Genomic DNA, 23338 nt, shown 5'->3' on the forward strand with positions numbered 1-23338 from the left:
TGGTTTAACCTCCTGTTACCGGTGGGAATAGTGCGACTTCGTCGCCCGGTTGTACCCACGCTTGTTGGTTGACCAGTTGTTGATTGACGGCAGTTAACACTTCACGATCGGTCAGGGCTGCAGCAATATGGGTCGATTGGCTCGCAAGCAATGTCAGCAAACTGCTGAGTTGCATCGGTGCCAACTGTGGCAGCAGCATTTCACTGCTGCTAACGGCTTCTCTGAGTGCGGCAAAAAACAAAATTTTGGTTTGAATTGGCGCAGCAACCGCCTTTGACTCAGCATGAACCGACATCTGAACGTCTCCAGTGGCCGGATTTTCCGCCCATTTTTTCAATTAAGTGGATCCGGTTAATTTCAATCGCTGGATCCGCCGCTTTGGCCATATCGTGTAAGGTTAACGCTGCGACACTCACCGCGGTTAATGCTTCCATTTCAACGCCAGTATTACCTTCGACTTTACATAATGCTTGGATCCGCACAATTCCTCGGGCTGGATCTAGTTCAAACTGAATATCCACTTTAGTCAGTGCCAATGGGTGACATAACGGAATCAAATCGGCGGTTTTTTTTGCTGCCATAATGCCAGCAATACGGGCGCACGCCAGCGCATCGCCCTTTGGCAAATTGGCCAGTGTTGCGACCAATGCCGGTAACATGGTCACTTCAGCTTGCGCTATGGCCGTGCGGCTGCTGGCAGTTTTCCCTGTGATATCAACCATCAGGGCTTCACCATGTTGATTCAGATGCGTGAGCGAGTGGGTAGGGGTGTCAGTCATGCAGGACTCCTTTTAACTGTGACGTGCAGCTTTTGCTGCAGGTGGTCGGTACATTTTTTTCATCAACAGCGCATCGTCAAACGCGTTCTTCACTCGCTCGTCATGGTCACGAATTATTCAGTTGAAACCGTTGATTAGTCTGATTTTATTTTTGTCCAGTCCTCGTTCAAAAAATGCATGGAACTGTACAAATGTAGTCAAAGTGCTGAGTCATGTTGAAGTTGGAAACAATACAGCGCTGAAGTTATGAGACCAGTACATCGAAAAACAAGCACGACGACAGTCTAGAGCAAAATAGCGCCTCGCATTATTACGAATTCAGCAATTCTGAATAACCGGTCATGGCTATTCTGGTGATATAGCCGCTCAGCTAAGCTAACGGCATTAATTGCTAATTTGACAGTGCTGACACGACTGTCTTTGGGAAACCAAGATGAAGTTTAATTCTTATTTGGCCGAGACTGCGTCGCCATCACCCTGGCGTGGACAAACCAGCGCCCCGCTGCTGCGAGACTCATTTGCCCGCACCTTTAACTATTTACGCTTATCAATCACTGAACGCTGTAATTTTCGTTGTGAATATTGTCTGCCACACGGCTATCAGGCAACAGCTGAACAAGCCCCGGAATTGTCACGACAGGAGATCCAACGCTTAGTGCGCGGCTTTGCCACCTTGGGGTTAACCAAAGTGAGGCTCACCGGCGGCGAACCATCGTTACGCAAAGACCTTTGCGCCATTATTGCCGATATTGCAGCAATCCCTACTGTGAAAGTCATCGCACTAAGTACCAACGGCTACCGCCTTTCTCGCGACATGCAAGATTGGGCCAATGCCGGTCTATCCGCCGTGAATGTCAGTATCGACAGTCTCGACCCGGTACGATTTGCCAAAATGACTGGCTCCGATAGTCTGACCCAGATCTTAAAAGGTGTGCAGCAAACGGTCGATGCCGGTTTGCTGCAAGTGAAGATAAACGCAGTGTTGCACGCAAACACCGATACCAGTGAAATTCTCCGTTTTATCGAATTTGTTAAACGACAACCTGTCACCGTCCGTTTTATTGAACTGATGGAAACGGGCAATAGCCAACAGTATTTTGAATCAAATCGCCAGTCTTCAACCCGGCTTGTACAGTACTTGCTGCAAAATGGCTGGACACAGATGGTCAGAGCCAACAACGCCGGCCCAGCCATAGAATTTCAACATCGTGATTCGGTCGGTCGCATTGGCGTGATCGCACCATATGCCAGCGGATTTTGTGATACCTGTAATCGTCTACGTGTCAGTGCTCAAGGCAGACTGCACACCTGTTTGTTTGCTAGTAACAGTCATTCCTTACGCGAACTGCTGCAGTACGATGCGCAACAAGCAGCATTACAACAACGACTGGATGACCTCATCGCACGAAAGACCGCTGGTCACGAGCTGCATGAGGGCAATACAGGTATCAATAATGGTTTTTCCCGGATCGGTGGTTGATCGCGGATCCAAGTGAATAACAGCAGCTGCTGCGGACTGTTTATGACTTCGGTAGTAGCGATCGCTGCTGCATACTGCTATTCGCAAGTAGAACAAACCAGTTATCGTCTCTTCCTTATAGAATCCCCTTTATAAGCAGCCTGTTCTCACGAATGCCCCAACATGTCCAAGTTACTGCTGTAACCCGATGCCAGATTTGATGCAGCGAATGACACTTTTTCTCAATACCGCTCTTCGGTTTTCAATTGATGACGTCTGCACTCAGTATTGTGGCACTGGGGAATTTCAGGTTATTTAGCGACTGATAAGATAATCATCAATAAAACGGACATCAAACAATGTCTCTCCAACAGGCTAATTATTTAGATGATGCCACTCACGAATTTTATCATTTCTCTTATGGCAATAATTAATTGCTAATTCACGGCATTCTTCAATCGAAAGCGATGAATGATAATGATGCTGTGCACAAGGCACTTAATCTCTAAGGAAATATGATGAACTTTAAAATTGCAAAAAGTATTGCGCTGTCTTTAGCTCTGTCTTTCGCTGGTGCTGCAGTTGCTGCCGACAAAGATATGAATGCTGACTTAAATGATGTTGCGATCAGTGGCTATGATACTGTCGCATACTTCACGAAAAAAATGCCGGTGCAAGGCGTAGATAAATTCACAGCCGTATACAAAAATACGATCTACAAGTTTTCTTCAGAACAAAATCGAGATGCTTTCAAAGCAAACCCAGAAAAATTTGCACCGCAGTTTGGTGGTTATTGTGCAATGGGTATTGCGATGGAAAAGAAATTCAATGTTGATCCAACGGCATGGCGTATTGTCGATGAAAAATTGTATTTGAATTTAAACAAAGATGTTCAAACAAAATGGGTAAGCGACATCCCAGGCAACTTAAAAACCGCTCAGGGCAACTGGCCAACTATCAAAGATAAAGCAGCATCAGAGCTGTAATATCTACCAACGCTGGTTTTCATGAATGTGTAATGCAAACTGAGGTATGACTAAAATGGATAAATCAATAATCATTGCCGCAACTTTTGCTGCGGTATTAGCAGCCGGTTTTAGCTCTGAAGCGATAGCCGCTGAAAAGAAAGAAAAATGCTACGGTGTTGCTGCGGCAGGACAAAATGATTGCGCCAACTTAACTGGCTCACATTCTTGTGCTGGTATGGCAAAAACTGATAACGACATTGCGGAATATCGACTGGTTGCAAAAGGCACCTGCGAAGGTTTAGGCGGTTTGTCAAAAGAGCAGGCCAAAGCAAAGCTAGGTCTGTCTGACACCACCACAAAATAAATGACTTTAGCAGCATTGCGCTTCGTTGGTGGCATCCGATGCCAACGAAGGCAATTCTGCTTTTATAAGGGCAGGAAAAATGCTTAGTGTTCTTAATTTCATCAATCACACAAATAAAGTATTGGCTTTACTGAATTATCTTCAAAGTCCATTGTTATTTGTTGCTCGACTCTATGTCGCAGAAATATTTTTTAGTTCTGGTCTGACAAAACTAACGGACTGGGAAACCACTTTATATCTATTTGAATCAGAATATGCGGTGCCTTTTTTAAGTAGTGTAGCTGCCGCTTGGTTAGGTACTATCTGTGAAATTATTCTGCCGGTGCTACTTACAATTGGGATTTTTACCCGTGCTGCTGCACTCGGATTATTTTTTGTAAATATAGTGGCTGTGATCAGTCTGAGCGAAATTGCGCTTGCTGCACTATATCTGCATTATTTATGGGCTGTATTATTTGCCGGTATCATTGTGACTGGCGGTGGTTTCTTTTCATTAGACCGTCTAGTTCAAAAATATCAGTGATGCCTAGATTTAAAAAAACAACGACAGCTCAGGGCTGTCATTGTTTTTAAGTCGATGCTGTTGTGGTTTCTTAAGGTTAAGAGGCCGCAATAAGCCGATCGATCAACTCATCAATCAAGCGTTTATCAGCAACTTCTGTGAGTTTATCTACCGTGGCTAACTTGCCGGTCGACAGGGCAATTTGTTTATGTTGCTCATCCGCCGCCAGTACATATTCTCCCGCACAACAACGGCAATACACATGTTCGCCAGCAACTTGCTCGCGCCGCATCACAATCACCGGACCGCACTGGCCACAACTTAATAGTGGGATCCCATGGTCGCTATGCGACACAATATGGTCAAAAACTCCCTCCTGACCTTGAGCCACAAACAGTTTTCCGAGTTCGGTATCAAACTGGGAACCAAGATTTGCAGCAATAATGCCCAACGCTTTATCAATCGGCATACCGGCGCGATATGGCCTGGTACTGGTCATCGCATCAAACGCATCACAAATACCCACAACTTTTGCGGCGAGTGGAATTTGTTCACTCGATAGTCCATTCGGGTAGCCTTTACCATTTGGCATTTCATGATGCGATCGGATCGGTGCTTCAACTAAACTCGCCAGTGGATGATCCATCACCAGCCGCCAGCCAGCATCTGGATGTGTTCGGATCACGTCAAACTCTTCGTCGGTGAGACGGTCAGCTTTAGTTAAAATTTGATCGGGTACAGCGATTTTACCTAAATCATGTAAAAAACCACCCACGGCGATTTTCTCTGCTTCCAGTTCTGTCACTCCAGCCGCACTAGCTAAGATGCGCGCCATTTGCGACACTCGCCATAAATGGCCGCCGGTGTAGGGATCTCTTGCTTCGACCGCCCAGGCCATCACCAACAAACTGCTTAGTAGTCCACGTTGTAGCGCATTGACATCCTGATCGTTAAAGTAAGGATGTAGCGCAGATAAAGCTTCGTTCATTTTTTAACCTTTGGTTGGTGATATTGCCGCTCGGCCGAACTGGCCATCACTTCTAACGCGTTAATAACCAGTGCTCCAGCTTTTTCCATACCCTCGACGGCGGTCATCACCTTCGCGACATCCATCGCTGGATAAGCGATTAAAGCTTCATTGACATATTTATGTAATGCCAAATGTGGTGCATTCATTTCTTGGTAGCCATGTAAATGGCTATTATTTTTGCCCTCGCCTTCGAAGTACCACTTTCCTAAACGGCAAGCAGTATGGTCGGCAAAATCGGCGGCTGTTTCATTCGACAGCCCCAATAAAACTTGATACACCCGCAGTTTAAAGAGTAAATGATCTACTTTTGCTACTTCGCAAAATGCACGTAGTGCACTGGCTTTACTGATAGATTCAGCAGAATTGGCTTGTTCAACAATACCGCGGATGAGGTTCGCTGCTTTAGCACCATCCAGACTAAAAGAAGTGGCGTGGTCAGCAAAACTGACAATTTCTGTGCGGCTGGCACTGCTGTCAGCGCGCATTTGCGCAACCAACGATGCGATTTCAACTGTCGCACTGCTGGTGCGTTTCGCCAGATTCCTCACTTCGTCTGCCACCACAGCAAAACCACGGCCTTGCTCGCCGGCCCGAGCCGCTTCAATCGCTGCATTGAGTGCCAACAAATTCGTTTGATCTGCAACTTCACGGATCAACTCAACGATACTACTCACCTGTTGCGCTCGTTTATCAAGTTCACCAACACGATTCGATGCTTGCTGCGAATCAACTGCCATTTTTCCGAGATGACCAGAAATGACATCCACTGAGGCGCTGCATTCACAGGATGTGGTTTGCATCGTTGTAGCTCGCTGCTGCTCAAACTGCATCTTGCCGGCAAATTCACTTAAACCACTTTGAACCACAGTCATTGAACTGCCCATATTCATTAAATGGCCAACTAAGGCGCGTTGAAATGCCCGTTCGGTGTCCACTAAGGTGTGATTTGCTTTTAAGTCATTCAGTTGTGCCGTAAGTGTGGCAACGAGTGCTTGTTCGCGCGCTAAAGCTGACTCGGCAGCCGCCAACGATTGTTGCCAGGCTTTGTCATCGACCTTTTTTTTGAAAAACATAGGTTCCACCCTTTATTTGATACTTTTTCAGCCGTCACCGGCCCGCAAGCGTCATGATTAACTTCGGTGTACGTGATCATTGTATGTGGTGCAAAGTCCGGTAATGACACCAAACTTAAGCATAGAGCTAAGCCACTCAGTGAAATCAAGTTGTAAGCGTTCAATTTCCGCTATCAGCGTTGACAGCGACTTTCCCTGTCGACACATGTTAAGTAGGTTGAATGCTGCAGGATCAAGTAAATGGATCTGTGCTTTCCAGTGTAGCCGCGAAATCACCAGGTATTCATGGTAAGTTTCGTCAGAGAGTGCAGATTTTATTTCCTGCAATAGAGAGGGTGCAGCGGCAAGTTGATGATATTGCCAAATCTTGGATAACGGAAAACCTGAAGTTGTGAGGAAAATCTGCGGACTCAGGACAAACCGTATATCTGTAGGCTGATATTGCTGGATTAAAGCAAAACTTGCCGGGTCCGGTACCGGGTCCGCACTGCGCTCTAATTGGAACAACTGCCAGTCGATTTCTGCCATTTCCGCAATATACACAAAGGGCAACAACTCAGTTTGTTGTAACAACCAGTGCGGAAATTCTCCCCCCCAAGCACCCCAGTCGCCACTTTGCAACGGATGTTGTTGGATAAACCGCTGGACTGCTCCGGCAAATCCTTCGCCCAAAAGTGCGCGCACGGTTGGAAAACTGATTTCTAATGCATGCACTGCAATGGCCAGTCGGTTGCTTTGATAAATGGCGATGCCAGGCAATGAAGCTGGCTGATTACTGGTAATCGCCGCTAATAAATCGGCCTGTTCGGTAGCGGCTAACATAGCGGTTGCACCAGTCGTTGCTTTGCCTGTGCTGCTTGCGCAATTAAAACCTGCCATGTTGGAATTTCGGTATCCCACTCAATCAGCACTGGCGCGGTTGACGTATCTCGTACCACTGCATCATAAATCTGCCAAACATCTGATGTAACAGCAACGGCATGATCGTCAATAATAAAACCATCAACCTCATGATTACTGCTGCCGGCTAAATGATACTGCTGAATGTATTGTGGATTAATTTGTTTTAACCATTGCAGGGCATATTCGACCGGTGGCTCGGAAGAGAAGTTTTTAGCATTGACCACTAAATTATTTAGATCGACCAATAAACCACAGCCGGTCTGACGACACAGCATATTGAGGAAGTCTGTTTCTAGCATCGTATTATTACCTGGTACATGGTAATAGCTGATATTTTCTATTAATATTTGTCGGCCAAGACAGTCTTGAACTTTTAAGATATTGTCCGAAATCGCAAAAAATGATGCTTCATTCCAACTTACTGGCAACAGATCGCCGGCATGAAATTTCTGACCGTTCAACATTGCCTGGTTAAAGGATAAATGCTCCGATACCAGCATCGGGTTATAACGCTGCACCAGCTGGTTTAGTCTGGACAAATGTTCAGCTTCAATACCGCACATATTACCGAGACCTAAACCGGTACCATGTATGGTCAGCGCAAAGCGGGCGGATATTTGTTCGAGCATCGCGTGATTTAAGCCGCCTTGATTAAAATAGTTTTCAGCATGTACTTCAAAAAAATCTATATCTTGCTTGCTCGCCTGAATGGCTGCATCAAAATGCTGACTTTTTAAGCCGATACCGACTGCAGAAATCATTGAATCATCATCGGCCATTGTTGCCTCCAGAAAAGAATGAACACTTCAAAACGAGTTTGCAAAATATCCATCAAATTCAGCGCGGAAAAACGCGCATGCGTTTTGCCGTCGCAGCCCATGCGTAGCATGGGCGATTAACATTTGCTTGTTATGTTTACTTACTATCACCAGACTCTCGGTTGCTATTGGGTAAATCATTACAGAGCGCACAATTAATATTTTTTCGATAGTTATAAAACCGCCTTAATGCAAAAATACCAATTGATATAACAGCCCAAGTAATACCAAACTCTACCGAATACTCCAAGATTTGCCCTTTTAAATATTGAACAGCTGTTAATAAAGAAAAAACAATCGGCAACGCTATAGTGTACTGAATTAACCATTTTTTTATTGGCATGGATATTCCCAAAAACTTATGAGCTTTGAACAAACATAACGAACTCGCTGCAGATGATTAACCGGCAATTCGTTGATATCCAACCGGCATGTGGCCATCAAGAGCATTGTGTTGGTAAAGTTTCGCTTTGTTAAGCTCCGACAATTGACCTGAACCAAGCTGCGGTGCTCGTTTTTTATCAACTTGATAATTCATCCGATTAAACGATTTCAGAAACTCTTGATCAGCCATATGCTTTTTATAGGGACGACTTTGCACTGATAATTTACCGATAATTCTGGGATCTACTTGGCGGTTAAATCGCTGAACGCCGGCAAACATAAAAGTATTTTCGGTGTAAATGTCACTGATCCGGATCAATGCATCCATCAATTCATGTAAAAATAAAGCGACCGACCAACCATCGAGCACCAACGACACCCGTGCATCATCAAATTCGATAAAACCACTGTGTTTTGTTGTCGGTTTACTTAAGCAAATTTCGAGTAAACACCGGTTGTCAGCAAGTGGCAGCTCGGTAACAACGCTGAGTTGACGGCCGCCAAATGTCAATTGAGGGATCAACGTTTCAAGACTGGACTGGTCGGACTCAGTCGTTTGACGACTGCGATGCTTGCGTAAATAACCGGTGATCAATTGAACATCCTGATGGCAACTAAACGGCGTTGATGCTGCCGAAGTTACGGGATCGCGCCACACCAGCAACTCTCTGACTTCGTGCTCGCGTACCTTTTGGATCGCCAGCAGTGCGGTCTGGACAATTTCAGGGGTTGGCGTGTCGCGATCAATCCGCCATTTGCGTCCATAAACTAACTTTGGCGGATGTGATTGATCGGCATATGGATAGTTTTCATGCCCGATATTACCAACCTGCAAATACAAGTTGCCGTTATCTTCACCAGCAAACAATAGAATATTATTCAATGAACTAATCTGCGATAAAATTGAAGATAGTGATTCTAAGCTCTGGTTGTAGGTATAATAATGTTGTGGATAGAAATCACCAACAGTATCAATGTTTATTGATTTTGCCATTGGCATTAAAATACCGCCAAAACCGACATAATTATTTTCGACCATTACATTATTCAACCATTCATTGATATCAACTTAGTGCGTTATTATAACTGCCACTCTGACAATGCTTAATATCCAAAACCTGAAATACTATATTGCTATAAACAAAAGATGCCGCATCGATGCGGCACCTTGCAAGAACATCATTCAGCGGCATGGTGCAGCACAAGAGATCTGGCTTAGAACCCAAGCTCAGTTAAGCCTGGATGGGTGTCGGGTCTGCGGCCCCGCGGCCACAAGAACTTGCGGTCCTGCACCTGGATCGCCAGATCATTGATACTGGCGTAGCGATATTTCATCAGGCCGTACTCATCAAATTCCCAATTTTCATTGCCATAAGAGCGATACCATTGGCCAGCGGCATCATGCCATTCATACGCAAACCGCACCGCGATGCGTGCATCGGTAAAGGCCCATAGCTCTTTGATTAGACGATAGTCATGTTCGCGCTGCCATTTTCTGGTCAGAAACTCGATGATCTCGCGGCGGCCACAAGGAAATTCATGGCGATTTCGCCAGCGACTATCTTCGGTGTACGCCAGAGCTATTGCGGCTGGATTGCTACTGTTCCATGCATCTTCAGCAGCTCTAACCTTCATTTTGGCAGTTTCTAACGTAAAGGGAGGCAGTGGTGGTCGTACGCCAGTGTTCGTCATTGGTTTACCTTGTTCTGTTGCAATTGAATACCAGTCATAGTGACAAAACCGGGAAGTGCTTCGACGGCCACCAACCATTGGTTTATGGCCGGATAGTCGACCAGGTTTACCTGGCCTTCGTGTGCTAATGCTAAATACGGGTACATCGCCAAATCTGCAATTGTAACTGAGTTGCCAACTAACCAGCTTTGGGTGGCTAATGCAGCATTCATAACTTGCAGCAGCTGTTGTGTTGTTTGTTGAGCGCTAGCCACATCAATGACTTTGCCAAAACGGTGATGTAATCGCAGTAAGCCAGGTCCGCGACTCACCTCGCTACTGGCAATGGATAACCAACTTTGTACCGCGCATTGTGCTGATACAGCTGTGGGGTAAAATCCAGCTGCCGGATGCTTCAAGGCTAAATAGAGTAAAATGGCCTGGCTATCGCGCAGCACCACTGCTTCATCAAGCAAAACAGGCACCTGCCCGAATGGGTTCAATGCTAAAAAGTCAGCTGATTTGTGCTCACCAATGCTGCCATTAACGACATAGGATTCGTAGTTCACACCTAACATCGACAGCATCAGCCGGACTTTATGGCAATTGCCGGATAAACCAAATTCATATAATTTCAACGTCAATACTCCATGGTGTTTTACAGATCCAGTGTCAGCTCATCGGTCTGAGCACGTGACACACAGATACAAATTAATCCGTCTTTTTTGTCCGAATCAGACAGCACCTGATCACGATGCTGAGGTTGACCACTGACAACTTTCACCGCACAGCGGCCACATTCACCAACACAACAATCGGAATCGGCTTTGATACCAGCCGCCACCACCGCCTCGAGAATTGATTGCTGAGGTGTAACGTAGATTTGCTGCTGGCTGCGGCTGAGATGCACCAGCACCGCTTTATCATTCTCGTTGCTACTGGCGCTAAACCGTTCTGAATGAATGCGTTCTTGGGCAATTCCCACGAGTTTGGCTTGTGCTTTTACTGCGTCCATTAAACTTTGAGGCCCGCAGACGTAAAATTCAGCTCCGGCTGGAGCCTGTTTAAACATCATCGCCACGTCTAACCGCTGACCATGGGCCGAGGTATAAAACCGTGTCTGTCTGCCAAACCGTTGCGTTAACTCGTGCACAAAAGCCATAGTTCCACGTTGCTTGCCGGTATAGTGCAGTTCGACCTCTTGCTGTTTGTCATCAAACCATTGCAACATTGGTAACAAGGGGGTGATGCCGATACCGCCGGCGATCAAAACCGCTGGGCGCTTATCGTTATGCACGCTGAAATGATTTTGTGGCGCTTCACAATGCAACACTGCACCAAGTGTATATTGCTGGTGGATAGCTACCGAGCCTCCCCGGCCAGCCGGTTGCTGCAACACCGCTATTTCGTAATATTGCTGTGACAAGTCCAGGCTACAGATAGAATAATTGCGGGTCTCAATTTTACCGGACGCAGACATATAGGGAACTTTCAGATGACTACCTGGCATGACCAGTGGCAAAAACTCTGCATTAACAGGCTCCAGGCGATATAAGCGTATATCTGCTGTTAATTGCCGGATGCCGGTAATTTGCAGGGGTAAAGATCCGGTGCCTAGTTGTTGATGCTGGGCATGAGCCTGGGTCTGCTGTTGCTTCAGTTGACGGTTTTCCGCTAACACCGGTGCGAGCAATTGATCGATCTCGTGTTCTGTAAACCGTGGCGTAATATGCTGTGGACAATTCCATTCAATAGCTTCGATGCGGATCACAATTGCGCGTTCGATTCTGGCCCGATAAGTTGGGTTCTCCAACATGGCGATAACTTGTGGCGCCTCCGCTTCGTGCACAATCTGTGCAGTTCCCCACAATTTCAGCCGACGTCGACCCGGATAGTCCATTAGAATTAGACTAACCCGGCCCATAGCATTGATATTACCAACCGAAATGTATTGCCGGTTGCCCTTAAAATCAGCAAATCCAATAGTCCGTTCATCGATCACTTTGATAAAACCGGCTGCGCCACCGCGATGCTGAACATATGGCCAATCGTTTTCGGAAATTGTCGCCATATAAAAACTATCCCGTTCAGCGATAAACGCCATTTCCGGTTCAGTTAAGGTCTGCCGTTTGTCTTCGGCTAATTCAAAGCCAGTATTGGCTTCACGACTGCCATACAGCGTTTGTGCGGCTTTCACACTTGGCGTAAAGGTAATATCAGCAAAAGCACGTGGCATCACAAACTCCTTAAATTGGGCGTCGACCAGCATGTCTAAGCTCGGTTAAAGCCGAGGTTACGTGGCGGAATAAATCAGGCTGTTATGTTGCCAAGGACTTGGTAAATGAGGAATACTCGTAAATAACAATTCATTATTTACAAATACGGAATACTGTATGGACCGCTTTACCGAAATGCAGGTCTTTGTTGCCGTCGCCGAATGTGAAGGTTTTGCTGCCGGCGCCCGAAAACTTAAAATTTCTCCGCCTGCTGCCACGCGAGCTGTCGCGGATCTTGAGCATAGATTGGGAGTTAAACTTTTAAACCGAACGACCCGCTATGTTCGGGTGACCGACGCTGGACAGCGCTATCTGGATGATGCCAAAAGGATACTGGCCCAAGTGGCAGAAGCCGACGAAGCGGCTGTGGGTATCAACGGCTCGCCGCGAGGCCATTTAGTCATCACGGCACCGGTTTTGTTTGGCCGGATGTACGTGATGCCAGCTATTGTCGAATATTTACAGAAATATCCGGACACTGAAGTGTCAGCGATGTTTGTAGATCGCGTTGTGAACCTGCTCGAAGAAGGCGTTGACGTCGCATTACGGATCGGAGAACTGAGTGACTCCAGTTTTAAAGCATTAAAAGTCGGCACGGTCCGCCGGGTTGTCTGCGCGTCACCGGCTTACATCGAACAACATGGTCTGCCACTGCACCCTGACGATCTGAATAACCATCCGATCATCGTAGCCAGTAACCTCGGTCCGAATGTCGAATGGCGCTTTCTCGACAATAAGCAGACGTCCATCTTACGGATTAAACCTCGACTCACAGTCACCAGTAACGATGCCGCGATAGAAGCCGCAGTTGAAGGTCTTGGTATTACCCGGCTTATTTCTTATCAAATAGCACCCCAGTTGGCATCGGGCCAACTAAAGATTATTTTAAGCGAATTTGAATTGCCATCGATGCCTATTCATATTCTGCATCGGGAAGGCCGCCAATCATCAGTAAAGATCCGAGCTTTTATTGATTTGGTTGCCGAGAAATTGCGTGCGGATAAGTCACTCAACTAAATTTAGGCGGTTAAAGACCATGAAAATTGCCATTGCTCAGTTAGCACCAACATTTTTAAATCGCGATGCCGGTATCGCAACCGTTGTGCACAACATTGCATTAGCAGCGGCAGCTGGTGCCAAATTACTGGTATTTCCTGAGGCATTTATCGCAGGGTATCCGGTTTGGATTTGGCGCTTGCGCCCTGGCACCGATCATGCACAATCCGCTGCGCTGCATTGTTCGTTGGTTGACCAAGCTTGTCGCCTCAACAGTGAACAACTAGCGCCGATCTTCGCCGCTGCACGCGAACACAATATCAGCGTAGTTTGTGGGATCAACGAACGGGCTGATCAAGGCAGCCAAACGGCTTTGTTTAATACGGCATTGATCATCAGCCAGAATGGCGAGTTACTAAATCGTCATCGTAAATTGGTTCCCACCAATGCAGAGAAAATGGTTTGGGCCCAAGGTGACGCTAGCGGCCTGAAAGTGTGCTCCACTGAAGCAGGCCGACTTGGTACTTTGATCTGTTGGGAAAATTACCTGCCGCTGGCGCGTTACGCCTTATATAACCAAGGCATGGATATTTATATCGCACCCACTTACGACAGTGGTGATACCTGGCTCAGCTCAATGCGGCACATCGCCCGCGAAAGTGGCTGCTGGGTCATTAGTGCAAATAATGCCTTTCAAGCCGCCGATCTTGCCGCGGAAATACTAAGTCAGACTCAAGCCTATCCAGATCCTGATGAATGGGTAAATCCAGGAGATTCAGTGGTTATTGCACCAAATGGGCAAGTGATAGCGGGCCCGTGGCATCAACAACAGGGGGTTTTTTATGCAGACATCGATTTGTCACAGACAACCTTTGCTCGTCGCAGTCTTGATGTTGCAGGACACTCAGCGCGTCCGGATATTTTCGACTTTGCTGTACATGCCCGATCTTTTGACACTCAAAAGCTCTAACGGTGCGCCTGGCAATAGTTAATCATAGTTTTTGGTTCATCCACGATGATTGCTTTGGCTTTAAACAGGACAACACATTTGAACGAGCATCTAATATTGGCGCCGACTCTGTTGTTGGGCAACAGAGGGCGCCATAGTGTTCACCTTAGTTCAGGCTAACTTTTGGAAAGTCGATTTCAATACGGCTCGCTTTACCCAGAATGTTGGTCATGATGTTCATGCCAACGTGCGTGATGATTTCAACGATATCTGCATCGGTATAACCGACGTTTCTGGCTTCTAACAGATCAGCCGTTGTGATATCGCCTTGATGTTCAACCAGTGAGCGCGCTAATTTTACGGCAACAGCGGCTTTAGCATCCTGGCTTGAGCCAGCACGGTTTGCATCAATTTCAGCACCAGATAAACCAGCCTTTTTACCGATAGCAGAATGCGCTGACAGGCAGTATTCACATGAATTTTGCTGGGCCAGCGCAACGGCGATCCGCTCCCGCGTTTGTAAATCAAGGCTACCATCGTTGGCAATGCCATGCAGACCTAAAAACGCTTTTAGTGCAGCTGGCGAGTTTGCAAACACTTTCAGGAAGTTAGGAACCATTCCCAGTTGGCCTTGGATGGCTTCCAGCAAAGCTTTCTGTTCGGCGTTTGCAGTTTCAAAAGTAACAGTATTAATGCGGCTCATAATGGTCTCTCTCTCTCAATTAAGTGGTTTTGCTCAGTTATCGCAATGGAATGTGTTGCGAATGAGCTCATTATAATTACTTAATATTTTGCATGAATACCTGAAAATGTTAATTCATTATTCCTAAAAATGAATTAATGAGCTGTGAGGATTAAAACTGGGCGACCAACCGTGGGCAGAAGGCAGATGATGCGATGGATGTGAAAACTGGAGGTAATGCGCCAAAGTGAAGCGACACCCTGCAATCTAGTAGAGCTGTTTTTTGAGGATAGTCGTGTAGTCTGGTCGGGTAAACTTGGCTGTTGTTTATGCACAGTGCAACGACATAATAATTCACGCTTAGAATGTTGTCGATAAACAGCCATTCACATGTGGTGCGATCACGGCAGTAACGGATAACTGAACTGACAGTGTTATAAGTGATCAGTATCAAGCGTATCGGCACTCGTTTATTTTACATGTTTTAACTTGCTTGCGGAAAACATATAAAAAGCGCGTGTTTGTTGATGTGCTGCCGTCTAACGAGACTGTTTTGGACATGTTAACAAGGTACGGTTTTAGCAGCTATGATCATCATCGATCCTTTCGGATACTTGCTCTATAAATGGAAATTTTTATTACGGTATCGCGTTTAATTCCTGCCAAAGGCGAGTCACAAACTTAATTAAAACTACTTTTAGGTTTTTGGTCGTTTTACTGGCCATAGTCACAATCTTAATTAAATTTCATGCGTTGTAACTTATTGATTTTTAAAAGGTGGTAGTCACAAACTTAATTACACGCTGACAGTTTGTTAAACTGAACTCCAAAAACCGGCGCCAACAATAGCGCCGGTTTTTTTATCGGTAAAATGCACCGATTTGCTAAACAAGAAAATACTGTAGGTTTGATAAGCGCAGCGCCATCGAACAAAAGTGCCAACAAAAAATTATTCAGCAAACACTCGCGTTCTTCACGTTTGCAACAACAACAGTTTTACCACTAGATCGCTTTTGCATGATTTGGTGATTGCCCTATGGCATAAGAACAAGTGCCATTTTTGATAGGTGCGGTTGGAAATGCGCCCAAACCGGGAATCGCGGAAAATGGGGGTAAATTTATGAGTTTTTTGTTACAAAATGGTGTGGGTTCACAGGGTTGGTTTCGTCCGGTGTGTCGTTTAAGCTTTAGCGCAAAATTGCAAAAAGACAAACCCATCCACTCAACCAGCGCAGTGAAGGAAAATCAGATGATAAATGATACTGTTAGATTGATTGTTGGCGCTTTGTATATCTGCTCCGCAGCGTTTGTCCAAGCGTCACCAGTTAACAATAGTTTCAGAGAGCTTGAGCAAGCCTACTATCAGAGACAATATCAGTTGCTTGCCAGTAAACTGCAGGCAATCGAAAGTAAAGATGTCAAAGTTGAGATCCTTGAGGTTGCGCTCGCTGTTGCCACCAATCAAAAAGACCAGCAAGCGCAACTTGAAGCCTTAACCGAACGTCATCCTAACTCCGCACAAGTGCGTTATTTTGCAGGAAAGCTTTGGTTCCAAATAAAAGAGCAGTCGAGCTTGTTTAACAAACTCGGATTGGTGGATAAATCGAATGACAGCTACATTATTGCCGCGAAATTAGAGCCGGAAAATCCGCAATATCTGGTTGAAGCGGCAAAAGCACTCGCTATAGAAAGCGGCTTTTTGGATTCTGATAAGAAAGAATCAAAAGCCATCGTCGACAAACTGGCAAACCTCGATAAACACTATTACTACCTCGCTTTGATGGATTACTTGCAGAATACGCAAAACGCCAAAGAAGCAAAAAAAACGGTCACTACTATCCAGTCTGAATTTAATGATGATGTGGTATTAATGAATCGCGCGGCAAACTTATTGTGGACTTTTTCCGATAAAACAGGGGCTCAGCAATTATTTGTCGATAGCTGCAAAATAAAAACTATTACAGTAGAACAGCTGCCACAGTGGCAGGAGGCTTGTATGTCGTCGGCTTATCTTGCACTCCAAAATCATGGTGACAAACAACAAGCACTTGAGGCGCTTACTTTATTACTGAGCGGCGATAAAGTAAGAGATGAGCAATATGTCGATTATTTGATGGTCTATGCCGAGCTTAGCAAAGATGTCGCAGATAAAGAAACTGCAGTAAAAAGTTATCAACAAGCATTAGAGATAACGACCGAACGTTCAACCCAAAAAGATATCCGTAAAGAACTGAAAAAATTAACTAATTGAATTCGACAAAACTTTGGTTTCGCAGTTTATGCGCTCAACAATTGTCGTTTGCGCGCATTTACGACTGCAATAACAACGACAGCGGGCTTTTAACCGCATTACCACCACGCTGCAAGACATGGGTATAAATTTGGGTGGTTTTCACATCGCTATGGCCAAGTTGTTCCTGCACAGTGCGGATATCGACACCGGCTTCAAGTAAGTTGGTAGCGAAACTATGGCGTAATGTGTGGCAAGTGACGTTTTTTTGGATCTTCGCTAAATAAGCAGCTGATTTGATGGCTCGGCGCAAGGTGGTTTCATCCAAATGATGCCGACGGATGAGATTCGATTCAGGATCTCGACTCAATTGGTAAGAAGGAAACAAATACTGCCAGGCTAACGACTTAGGCGCGGCCGGGAATTTGCGCGCCAGGGCAAAAGGCAACCAGACTCCAGCATAATCGGGGTTGAGCAGATCGGCCTGAAAATACTCATCCACCTTTTTGATCTGTGCGTGCAGGGCGGGGATAAGCTCAGGTGCCAGCGTGACCCGCCGGTTTTTATTGCCTTTGCCTTGCCAAACCATCACTGACAGATAGTCAAAGTCGATATCTTTGACCCGCAGTCGCACCGCTTCCATTAATCGCAATCCACTGCCATAGAGAAGTTGCGCCAGTAATTTGTAACGCGGATCGATGCCGAATAAAAGTTGCTGCACCTCAAGCCGGGTGAGTACCACAGGTAATTTTTGCGGCGTGCGGGCTTTATTAAAATCGAGTTGAATTGTCAGTGGACGGCGCAAAATATGCCGGTATAAAAAGACTAATGCATTCAGAGCGGTGGCTTGAGTTTTAACTGCCACATGGCGGTCATTCGCCAGAAAAGACAGAAAGCGTTCCACATCGGCATTGCCTAAATCGGCAGGGTGTTGTTTTTTATGAAATAAAATAAAGAACTTAATCCAGTACAGATAAGTTTCAATGGTGCGTTTGGCATAACGCTGAAACACCATACGCTCGCGAACAAAATCTAAAAATGGAGAGGCCATAACACATCTGCAAATAGCTGTTGTTATATACAGTAGTTTACTGAGTTTTTTTGCCACCGTCTCGCGGGCACGAAACCGTTGTTGAGCTGAGCTGGTTTGGTTTACTTGGGTAGAAGTGGTTGATTTAATGTGGGTTAAAGGTTAACTTCTTTTGAGTAAAATTTATGAAAGAATGCAGCAGAATTTGCGTCTTGTGGGTTCTTTGCATTCTATTAAATTGTCATGTGCCACTAAGGAGAAGCTTTGAAGAAGTACATGGCTGTTGAGAATTTCAAGCCTGGTCTAATGGAAGATAATTACAAGGTTTACAACGCTAAGGGGCGTCAATTCCCAGACGGCTTGTACTATTTGAATTCATGGGTAAACATAGAGAAAAACATCTGCTTTCAACTGATGGAATCAAATGATGAGTCTTTGTTTTATGTGTGGTTTAAAAAGTGGGAGCAGTTTGTTGATTTTGAACTGTACCCGCTTGACTAAGCACATAACAATCCGCGTCATTCGGGGCCTGCGACCCCTGCGACCCCTGCGACCCCTGCGACGCTCACTGCGTTCGCGCGCATGCGCGGGGCGTTAGCTTTAGAAGTGAAGACCGATGAAGTACCTATTATCTGTATTAACCATTGCAGCTTTTTCAAGTGGCTGTACCACAACAGTTCCTCAGTACCCGGAAGGCTATGTTCAGCTTCTATTTGATATCTCGGAAGAAGGAACAACAGAGAACATAAAAGTTATTAAATCTGTTCCGAGTGGTTTCTTTGATAAAGAAGCAAAAACAGCTCTGTCTAAATGGAAATACGAACCAAAGTTAGAAAATGGCATAGCTGTCCGACAAGTTGGTATTAAAGTGCAACTAGATTTTAGTTCTCAGCAATGAGTAAAGTTAACTAGGCCTGTCAGCAGCGCTCCCGTCTCACTCGGTTTCTCCTGGCGTTGTTAGCATACAAAGTCGAAATCGGAGTAATCGTGTGTTTGCAGTACGTTCGGTAGCTTTGTCTGTTCGTTTCGTCAGCGTGGTTTTGTCGTTTTGCTGTCGTTAGTTTTTAAATTGCACGGCTGGTGCTGTTTGTTGCATGGCCTTGCTAACAAGGCGTGCCATAGGGGCGACAAACCGCTGGCGGTTTGTCGCCCGTGCGCTTGGTGTTATATGCTTTCGAGACAATCTTCATCCGACTTCCAGTTGACATGATGTTGTTCTTTCAGCAGGATATAAGTATGAATCTAAATCTTACACACAAAGTATCTCGAATTATCATCATTCCATAGGAATGGTGGGAGTTTTGATGTGTCTGTAGTTTATCAAACCCACCCCATAGAGGTGGGTTTTCTATTTCTGCCTCATGGGAATAATTTACATAAAGGAGGCAGTATGAAAAAAATAGCAGTTTTTGGTAAGCCCGGGAGCGGTAAATCTACTTTAAGCAAAGCGCTTGCGTTGGCAACTGGTATACAGTTACATCAGCTAGATTCGATAGTGTACAAAAAGAATGGGGAGCTGGTAGATCGTAGTTCATTCGATGAAACACATGAGCGTATCTTATCGTCTGGAAATTGGATCATTGATGGGTTTGGACCAATAAACTCATTTCACCAGCGTTTGGAAGCAGCAGATACATTGGTTTACATTGATCTGCCATACATAACAAGCTACTGGTTTGTGACAAAGAGACTTCTAAAAGGGCTTTTCATCAAACCTGAAGGTTGGCCTGAGGGCAGTTCGGTACTAAAAGGTACTCTCGAGAGCTATAAAATTTTACGGCTATGCCCAAAATTCTGGAATGGCGATTTCACTGCCAGATTAGAAGCAATGTCAGATAAAAAGTCATTATACATTGTTAAGTCGGTCTCTGAGCTAAATAATTTTGTATACCGAAATATCAAATAAATGCATATAACAATCCAAGGCAGTGGGAAATATTTTGCAGCGCTATGCTCAAAACGCAAAATAATCCCCTGCTTGGGGCGTTATGTCTAAACATCATGAGAATTCAACTTGATCTCAATTGAGCGATATTTAGCAGTTTTGTTTAAATGCACCATCGTAAGCTGTGCAGTCACGCTTTTTGGATCATTATTGTTTAAAGCAAATCACCATGTGTTTGGTTTACTTTGCTTATAGGCGCTGTGGTTGGATTTTATGGAAGTTTAAGCTATTGCACATATATCGCCTCTAAAAGTAGCAGTATATTGCTGAGATATATTTTTATTATCTCACTTGCAACTGCGATTCTACTAAGTTCTTTAGGTTACTTGGTGCAAATTTTGAGTCTGGCGCTGTTTGTTTTTTGTGCTCTATTGTCTTTCGTGACAATAAGATTTATTTATATAGCAATTTCAAATGCACTATTTAGATCCGATTGATTTGCATTGCACAAAAAACATAATAAGTTGCTCTTGGTCGTCCCTGCGTGGATGGGACGTCCAACGCGTTGCGTTGTCCGCCCCAAAGCAAATAGGTATGTGTGAATGAGCATGAACTGGACTGAGATTTCTTTATTCAAGGGCATCGATTTAAATGATTCCTTTGTGCTCGGATGGAGTCTTGTGCCGGGGAGGCTGGCTTTTGAACTTGAAGCTAGTATTTGGCCAGAGTCAGACTATTACATTGCGGCCAAGCCTAATGAATACACTTGTTACCGAAAGGCTACTCTCGAATTCGTCGGGATAAATGAGGTTCATGGATTGTTGCCAATCGAATCTGTTTGTTTCGCCCAAGATCCGGACGGGTCAATTGACTACGGTAATATTGATGTATTGGTAAAACAGGAAAGCACCTACCAAGTATTTGGTGATTTTGGTGAGTTAGAGATAATCGGTGGGGAACTTCGGTTTGCAGTCCATACATAACAAGGCGCTGTTGGCGCCGCTTACGCGACTGGGACGGCTTACGCTACGCTCCAGCCGACCCAAAGCTTATAGTTAGGCAGTTACAAATGCTGAATCAAAGTCAGACATTATTTAAAAGATCTCTTTTGGTAATATCAATTCTCGCGGCGTACCTATTAATTCTTCGCGGAGCTATTAGTCTCTTTCATCCCAAATTGGGTGAGTTACTTGTACTGGTAAATTACATAGGTGGTGAATATGCAATGTTTTGGGTGCTTGAACATATATCTGCGCCAACTTACGATTTTCTAGTCCACTCAATTTGGGGAAATACGACCGCATTTTTTACTTTGCTTTTTTGCATTTTTTTATTTGCAGTTGTTTTAACACAACCCAAAACAAAATGCGGCGCAAATGCCATACAAGTGCCTTAAACATCGCGGCCTTCGGCCGCTGGACTCGCAACAAGTTGCTCGCCGTTTAGGCGATAGTTAGGTGTAGATAATGTCTGTAGTGAAAAACAAGCATATTGAAATTTTTGTTGAATTCTTGAGGTTACTCTCGAGCTTACTCGACAAGGTCGAGGAACATTTTGGTGGTGATGAACGTATACTCCATGAAAGACTTAGTCCTGATATGTTCCCTCTATGTGTTCAAGTAGAGATTGTGGCAAGTTTCGCCTTAAGGTCCTGTTGTCCTATTGCGGGCGTAGAAGTCAATTCGTACTCCCGTGAGGTTAAATCATTTGCAAATCTAAGGGCTCAACTTGAGGATACATTCAACTACATTACAAGTTTGGATGAAAAGCATAGCAACCTCGAAGTAGTCATTGAAGATATGGCTGGCCCGTCGCCAATCTCAATGAAAGCAGAGGATTTTCTAATGCGTTTTGCGTATCCAAATTTCTATTTCCACCTAGGTATGGTTTATGCCATTGCTCGGTCTCGAGGCGTGCCTCTAACAAAAGGGGACTTTGATGGGCTTCATCAGTATCCTCCAGGTTTTTCATTTGAGCGTGGTGGCACCTAACAAGTCGCGCACTTTGAGGCCTGTGGCCGTGGCGACGCTCACCCAGGGTTCGCGCGCGTGCGCTTATAGTTATGTTTTTCCATAGCCTCATAAAAAGGAGTTTATTTTGGGCGGTGTAAGTATTTGGCAAATTTTAATGCTATTCGTAATGTTATTAATCTGGGTGTTACCTTGGGTGCTTGCTTTAATGTCAAAAAAAGCAAAAGGAATGCACAAAATAATTTGGTTTCTAATGTCGTTCTCTATATCGTGGATTGGTTACTTAGTTTATTACTTCGTTGTTATCAAAGAGCTACCAGAGAACAACACATAACAAGCAAATCGTATTCGCCAATGCTGTGCATGGGCTGCGACGGCAAAACGCCTGCGCGTTTTCCCGCGCTAAATTTGATATTTATATGTCCTTTATTGCATAAGTGAGTATTGAATGAATAAGTATAAAGTCAATTGCATAACACCATTCGTTCCTGCAAAGGATTACGACTTGTCACTTCGATTCTATAAAGACTTAGGCTTCTCTCAAGTCGCTGAAACTGAGAATGCAACTAGACTAGAAATTGATGGGTATGGGTTTTGGTTACAAAATTACTATGTCGAAGAATGGGCAGGTAATTTTATGTTCTGTTTGTATGTGGAAGACATACATGCCTGGTGCTCAAAAGTTGATGAGCTCAATATCGATGAAAAGTACGGAAACACAGCAAAAGTATTCTCTAGGCCGCACGATCAAGAGGGTGCTCAAATGATGCAAGTAGCAGATCCATCGGGTGTGTTATGGCATATAAGGCAAGATTCTTAAAGTCGGCCATATAACAATTCAAGCCACTCGGCCAACCAAAGTTGGCCTGGGATGCCGTTACGCGGCGCCCGTGCTCTCAACGTTAACTTTCATAAGTAGAAAAATTGTGGAAGACGAAAAATATTGGAAGCTAAAACTGAGGTATGGGAAAGAAACTACTCAATACATACATTTCACCGTTTTAGCTGATGGGGTTGTCGGCGATCTAGTCGATGGTTATGAATGCAGAAAAGGTCTGGCAATAATGGCAATTAAAACTTGGGCAAATGATGCGGAGCAATCTGCTGATATGCTGAGAGTTATCGGTCGTCAAATCGGTTTTGAAACTACAGGTGAAATCCAAATATACGAAACGGAGCCGGAGCAACCGCCTAAAGTTGACCCATTTAGTTATGATATTAATTTCACGCCGTATGATGCATGGTAATCCCCCCTCAAATTAACTGACGTCAAAAGTAGAATTTTCTCGTAACATAAACGCAGGAGATTCACTATGAAAACATCAAAATTCACCGATAGCCAAATCATGGCAATCCTTAAACAAGCTGA

General features: G+C 44.9%; 27 protein-coding genes and 1 pseudogene. 14 read left to right on the top strand and 14 right to left on the bottom strand.

The genetic code is table 11. The annotated features are described in order from the left end of the window. Positions 1-4: 4 nt before the first annotated feature. Positions 5-295 carry a MoaD/ThiS family protein gene (locus tag A5320_RS00750; RefSeq protein ID WP_068059671.1) on the bottom strand — a complete coding sequence of 97 codons (291 nt, stop codon included), beginning with the start codon at positions 293-295 and terminating at the stop codon, positions 5-7. Next, positions 279-779: a cyclic pyranopterin monophosphate synthase MoaC gene (gene moaC, locus A5320_RS00755; protein WP_068059673.1), complete on the bottom strand. Its 501-nt coding sequence runs from the start codon at positions 777-779 to the stop codon at positions 279-281. Before moaC ends, A5320_RS00750 begins: the two co-directional genes overlap by 17 nt. Before the next feature lie 433 nt (positions 780-1212). Here moaC and moaA point away from each other — a divergent pair, with 433 nt between their 5' ends. The 4 genes from moaA (at position 1213) to A5320_RS00775 (ending at position 4093) form a co-directional block, all read left to right on the top strand. After that, positions 1213-2259: a GTP 3',8-cyclase MoaA gene (gene moaA / locus A5320_RS00760; protein ID WP_082971463.1), complete on the top strand. Its 1047-nt coding sequence runs from the start codon at positions 1213-1215 to the stop codon at positions 2257-2259. 497 nt (positions 2260-2756) lie between these two features. Next, positions 2757-3224, top strand: a complete 468-nt coding sequence (locus A5320_RS00765; RefSeq protein WP_157605566.1) for a YHS domain-containing (seleno)protein — start codon at positions 2757-2759, stop codon at positions 3222-3224. A gap of 46 nt (positions 3225-3270) precedes the next feature. Beyond that, positions 3271-3570, top strand: coding sequence for a BufA1 family periplasmic bufferin-type metallophore (locus tag A5320_RS00770; protein ID WP_197489937.1), 300 nt, complete (start codon positions 3271-3273; stop codon positions 3568-3570). A gap of 28 nt (positions 3571-3598) precedes the next feature. Continuing rightward, positions 3599-4093 (top strand): DoxX family protein, encoded by a 495-nt coding sequence (locus tag A5320_RS00775; protein WP_231916633.1) that lies wholly within the window; start codon positions 3599-3601, stop codon positions 4091-4093. Between the two features lie 76 nt (positions 4094-4169). Here A5320_RS00775 and A5320_RS00780 read toward each other — a convergent pair whose 3' ends face one another. From A5320_RS00780 to A5320_RS00815, 10 genes and pseudogenes are all read right to left on the bottom strand, one after another. Further along, complete coding sequence (locus tag A5320_RS00780) at positions 4170-5060, bottom strand: HD-GYP domain-containing protein (protein WP_068059676.1); 891 nt, start codon at positions 5058-5060, stop codon at positions 4170-4172. Beyond that, entirely contained in the window at positions 5057-5518 is a 462-nt protein-coding gene (locus tag A5320_RS22410) for a CZB domain-containing protein (RefSeq protein WP_442966038.1), read from the bottom strand. Before A5320_RS22410 ends, A5320_RS00780 begins: the two co-directional genes overlap by 4 nt. Further along, positions 5513-5767: pseudogene (locus tag A5320_RS22415) on the bottom strand (methyl-accepting chemotaxis protein); the annotation flags it as partial. The pseudogene A5320_RS22415 and the gene A5320_RS22410, both read right to left, overlap by 6 nt. A gap of 465 nt (positions 5768-6232) precedes the next feature. Further along, complete coding sequence (locus A5320_RS00790) at positions 6233-6997, bottom strand: HvfC/BufC family peptide modification chaperone (protein ID WP_068059679.1); 765 nt, start codon at positions 6995-6997, stop codon at positions 6233-6235. Then, on the bottom strand, positions 6991-7857 hold the full coding sequence (locus A5320_RS00795; RefSeq protein ID WP_068059682.1) for a DUF692 domain-containing protein: 867 nt from the start codon (positions 7855-7857) through the stop codon (positions 6991-6993). The genes A5320_RS00790 and A5320_RS00795 overlap by 7 nt, the downstream gene beginning before the upstream one ends. Positions 7858-7993: 136 nt before the next feature. Continuing rightward, positions 7994-8239 carry a hypothetical protein gene (locus tag A5320_RS21585; RefSeq protein ID WP_082971465.1) on the bottom strand — a complete coding sequence of 82 codons (246 nt, stop codon included), beginning with the start codon at positions 8237-8239 and terminating at the stop codon, positions 7994-7996. 57 nt (positions 8240-8296) lie between these two features. Next, positions 8297-9319, bottom strand: coding sequence for a hypothetical protein (locus A5320_RS00800; RefSeq protein WP_068059684.1), 1023 nt, complete (start codon positions 9317-9319; stop codon positions 8297-8299). A 176-nt stretch (positions 9320-9495) separates the two neighbouring features. Beyond that, positions 9496-9972, bottom strand: coding sequence for a nuclear transport factor 2 family protein (locus tag A5320_RS00805; RefSeq protein ID WP_068059687.1), 477 nt, complete (start codon positions 9970-9972; stop codon positions 9496-9498). After that, entirely contained in the window at positions 9969-10589 is a 621-nt protein-coding gene (locus tag A5320_RS00810; RefSeq protein WP_082971466.1) for a glutathione S-transferase family protein, read from the bottom strand. The genes A5320_RS00805 and A5320_RS00810 overlap by 4 nt, the downstream gene beginning before the upstream one ends. Positions 10590-10609: 20 nt before the next feature. Further along, entirely contained in the window at positions 10610-12187 is a 1578-nt protein-coding gene (locus A5320_RS00815) for a pyridoxamine 5'-phosphate oxidase family protein (RefSeq protein ID WP_068059690.1), read from the bottom strand. 157 nt (positions 12188-12344) lie between these two features. On the opposite strand from A5320_RS00815, the gene A5320_RS00820 reads away from it, so the two are divergent. Together A5320_RS00820 and A5320_RS00825 are read left to right on the top strand one after the other, a co-directional pair. Next, complete coding sequence (locus tag A5320_RS00820) at positions 12345-13244, top strand: LysR family transcriptional regulator (protein WP_068059693.1); 900 nt, start codon at positions 12345-12347, stop codon at positions 13242-13244. A 19-nt stretch (positions 13245-13263) separates the two neighbouring features. Then, complete coding sequence (locus A5320_RS00825; RefSeq protein ID WP_068059695.1) at positions 13264-14193, top strand: carbon-nitrogen hydrolase family protein; 930 nt, start codon at positions 13264-13266, stop codon at positions 14191-14193. 145 nt (positions 14194-14338) lie between these two features. On the opposite strand, the gene A5320_RS00830 is transcribed toward A5320_RS00825, so the two are convergent. Beyond that, the gene (locus A5320_RS00830; RefSeq protein ID WP_068059697.1) at positions 14339-14875 is read right to left on the bottom strand and encodes a carboxymuconolactone decarboxylase family protein; all 537 of its coding nucleotides are present in this window, start codon (positions 14873-14875) and stop codon (positions 14339-14341) included. A gap of 1099 nt (positions 14876-15974) precedes the next feature. On the opposite strand from A5320_RS00830, the gene A5320_RS00835 reads away from it, so the two are divergent. Then, a complete protein-coding gene (locus tag A5320_RS00835; RefSeq protein WP_068059700.1) occupies positions 15975-17105 on the top strand; it encodes a hypothetical protein in 1131 nt (376 codons plus the stop codon). 58 nt (positions 17106-17163) lie between these two features. Here A5320_RS00835 and A5320_RS00840 read toward each other — a convergent pair whose 3' ends face one another. Further along, positions 17164-18135, bottom strand: coding sequence for an integron integrase (locus A5320_RS00840; RefSeq protein WP_068059703.1), 972 nt, complete (start codon positions 18133-18135; stop codon positions 17164-17166). Positions 18136-18378: 243 nt separating this feature from the next. Here A5320_RS00840 and A5320_RS00845 point away from each other — a divergent pair, with 243 nt between their 5' ends. The 7 genes from A5320_RS00845 to A5320_RS22090 all read left to right on the top strand — a co-directional run bounded on the left by A5320_RS00845 (position 18379) and on the right by A5320_RS22090 (position 23216). Beyond that, the gene (locus tag A5320_RS00845; protein ID WP_068059704.1) at positions 18379-18615 is read left to right on the top strand and encodes a DUF3303 domain-containing protein; all 237 of its coding nucleotides are present in this window, start codon (positions 18379-18381) and stop codon (positions 18613-18615) included. Positions 18616-18730: 115 nt separating this feature from the next. After that, positions 18731-19012 carry an energy transducer TonB gene (locus tag A5320_RS00850; RefSeq protein ID WP_068059705.1) on the top strand — a complete coding sequence of 94 codons (282 nt, stop codon included), beginning with the start codon at positions 18731-18733 and terminating at the stop codon, positions 19010-19012. A 492-nt stretch (positions 19013-19504) separates the two neighbouring features. Further along, positions 19505-20020 carry an adenylate kinase gene (locus A5320_RS00855; RefSeq protein WP_068059707.1) on the top strand — a complete coding sequence of 172 codons (516 nt, stop codon included), beginning with the start codon at positions 19505-19507 and terminating at the stop codon, positions 20018-20020. Positions 20021-20601: 581 nt separating this feature from the next. Then, positions 20602-20982 (top strand): hypothetical protein, encoded by a 381-nt coding sequence (locus A5320_RS00860; RefSeq protein ID WP_197489939.1) that lies wholly within the window; start codon positions 20602-20604, stop codon positions 20980-20982. 483 nt (positions 20983-21465) lie between these two features. Then, complete coding sequence (locus tag A5320_RS00870) at positions 21466-21990, top strand: DUF1993 family protein (protein WP_068059715.1); 525 nt, start codon at positions 21466-21468, stop codon at positions 21988-21990. A gap of 427 nt (positions 21991-22417) precedes the next feature. After that, the gene (locus A5320_RS00880; protein ID WP_068059721.1) at positions 22418-22789 is read left to right on the top strand and encodes a VOC family protein; all 372 of its coding nucleotides are present in this window, start codon (positions 22418-22420) and stop codon (positions 22787-22789) included. Between the two features lie 106 nt (positions 22790-22895). Continuing rightward, on the top strand, positions 22896-23216 hold the full coding sequence (locus tag A5320_RS22090; RefSeq protein ID WP_197489940.1) for a hypothetical protein: 321 nt from the start codon (positions 22896-22898) through the stop codon (positions 23214-23216). Positions 23217-23338: the final 122 nt, after the last annotated feature.

This window comes from Rheinheimera sp. SA_1 (assembly GCF_001669775.1).
Classification (GTDB): Bacteria; Pseudomonadota; Gammaproteobacteria; order Enterobacterales; family Alteromonadaceae; genus Pararheinheimera.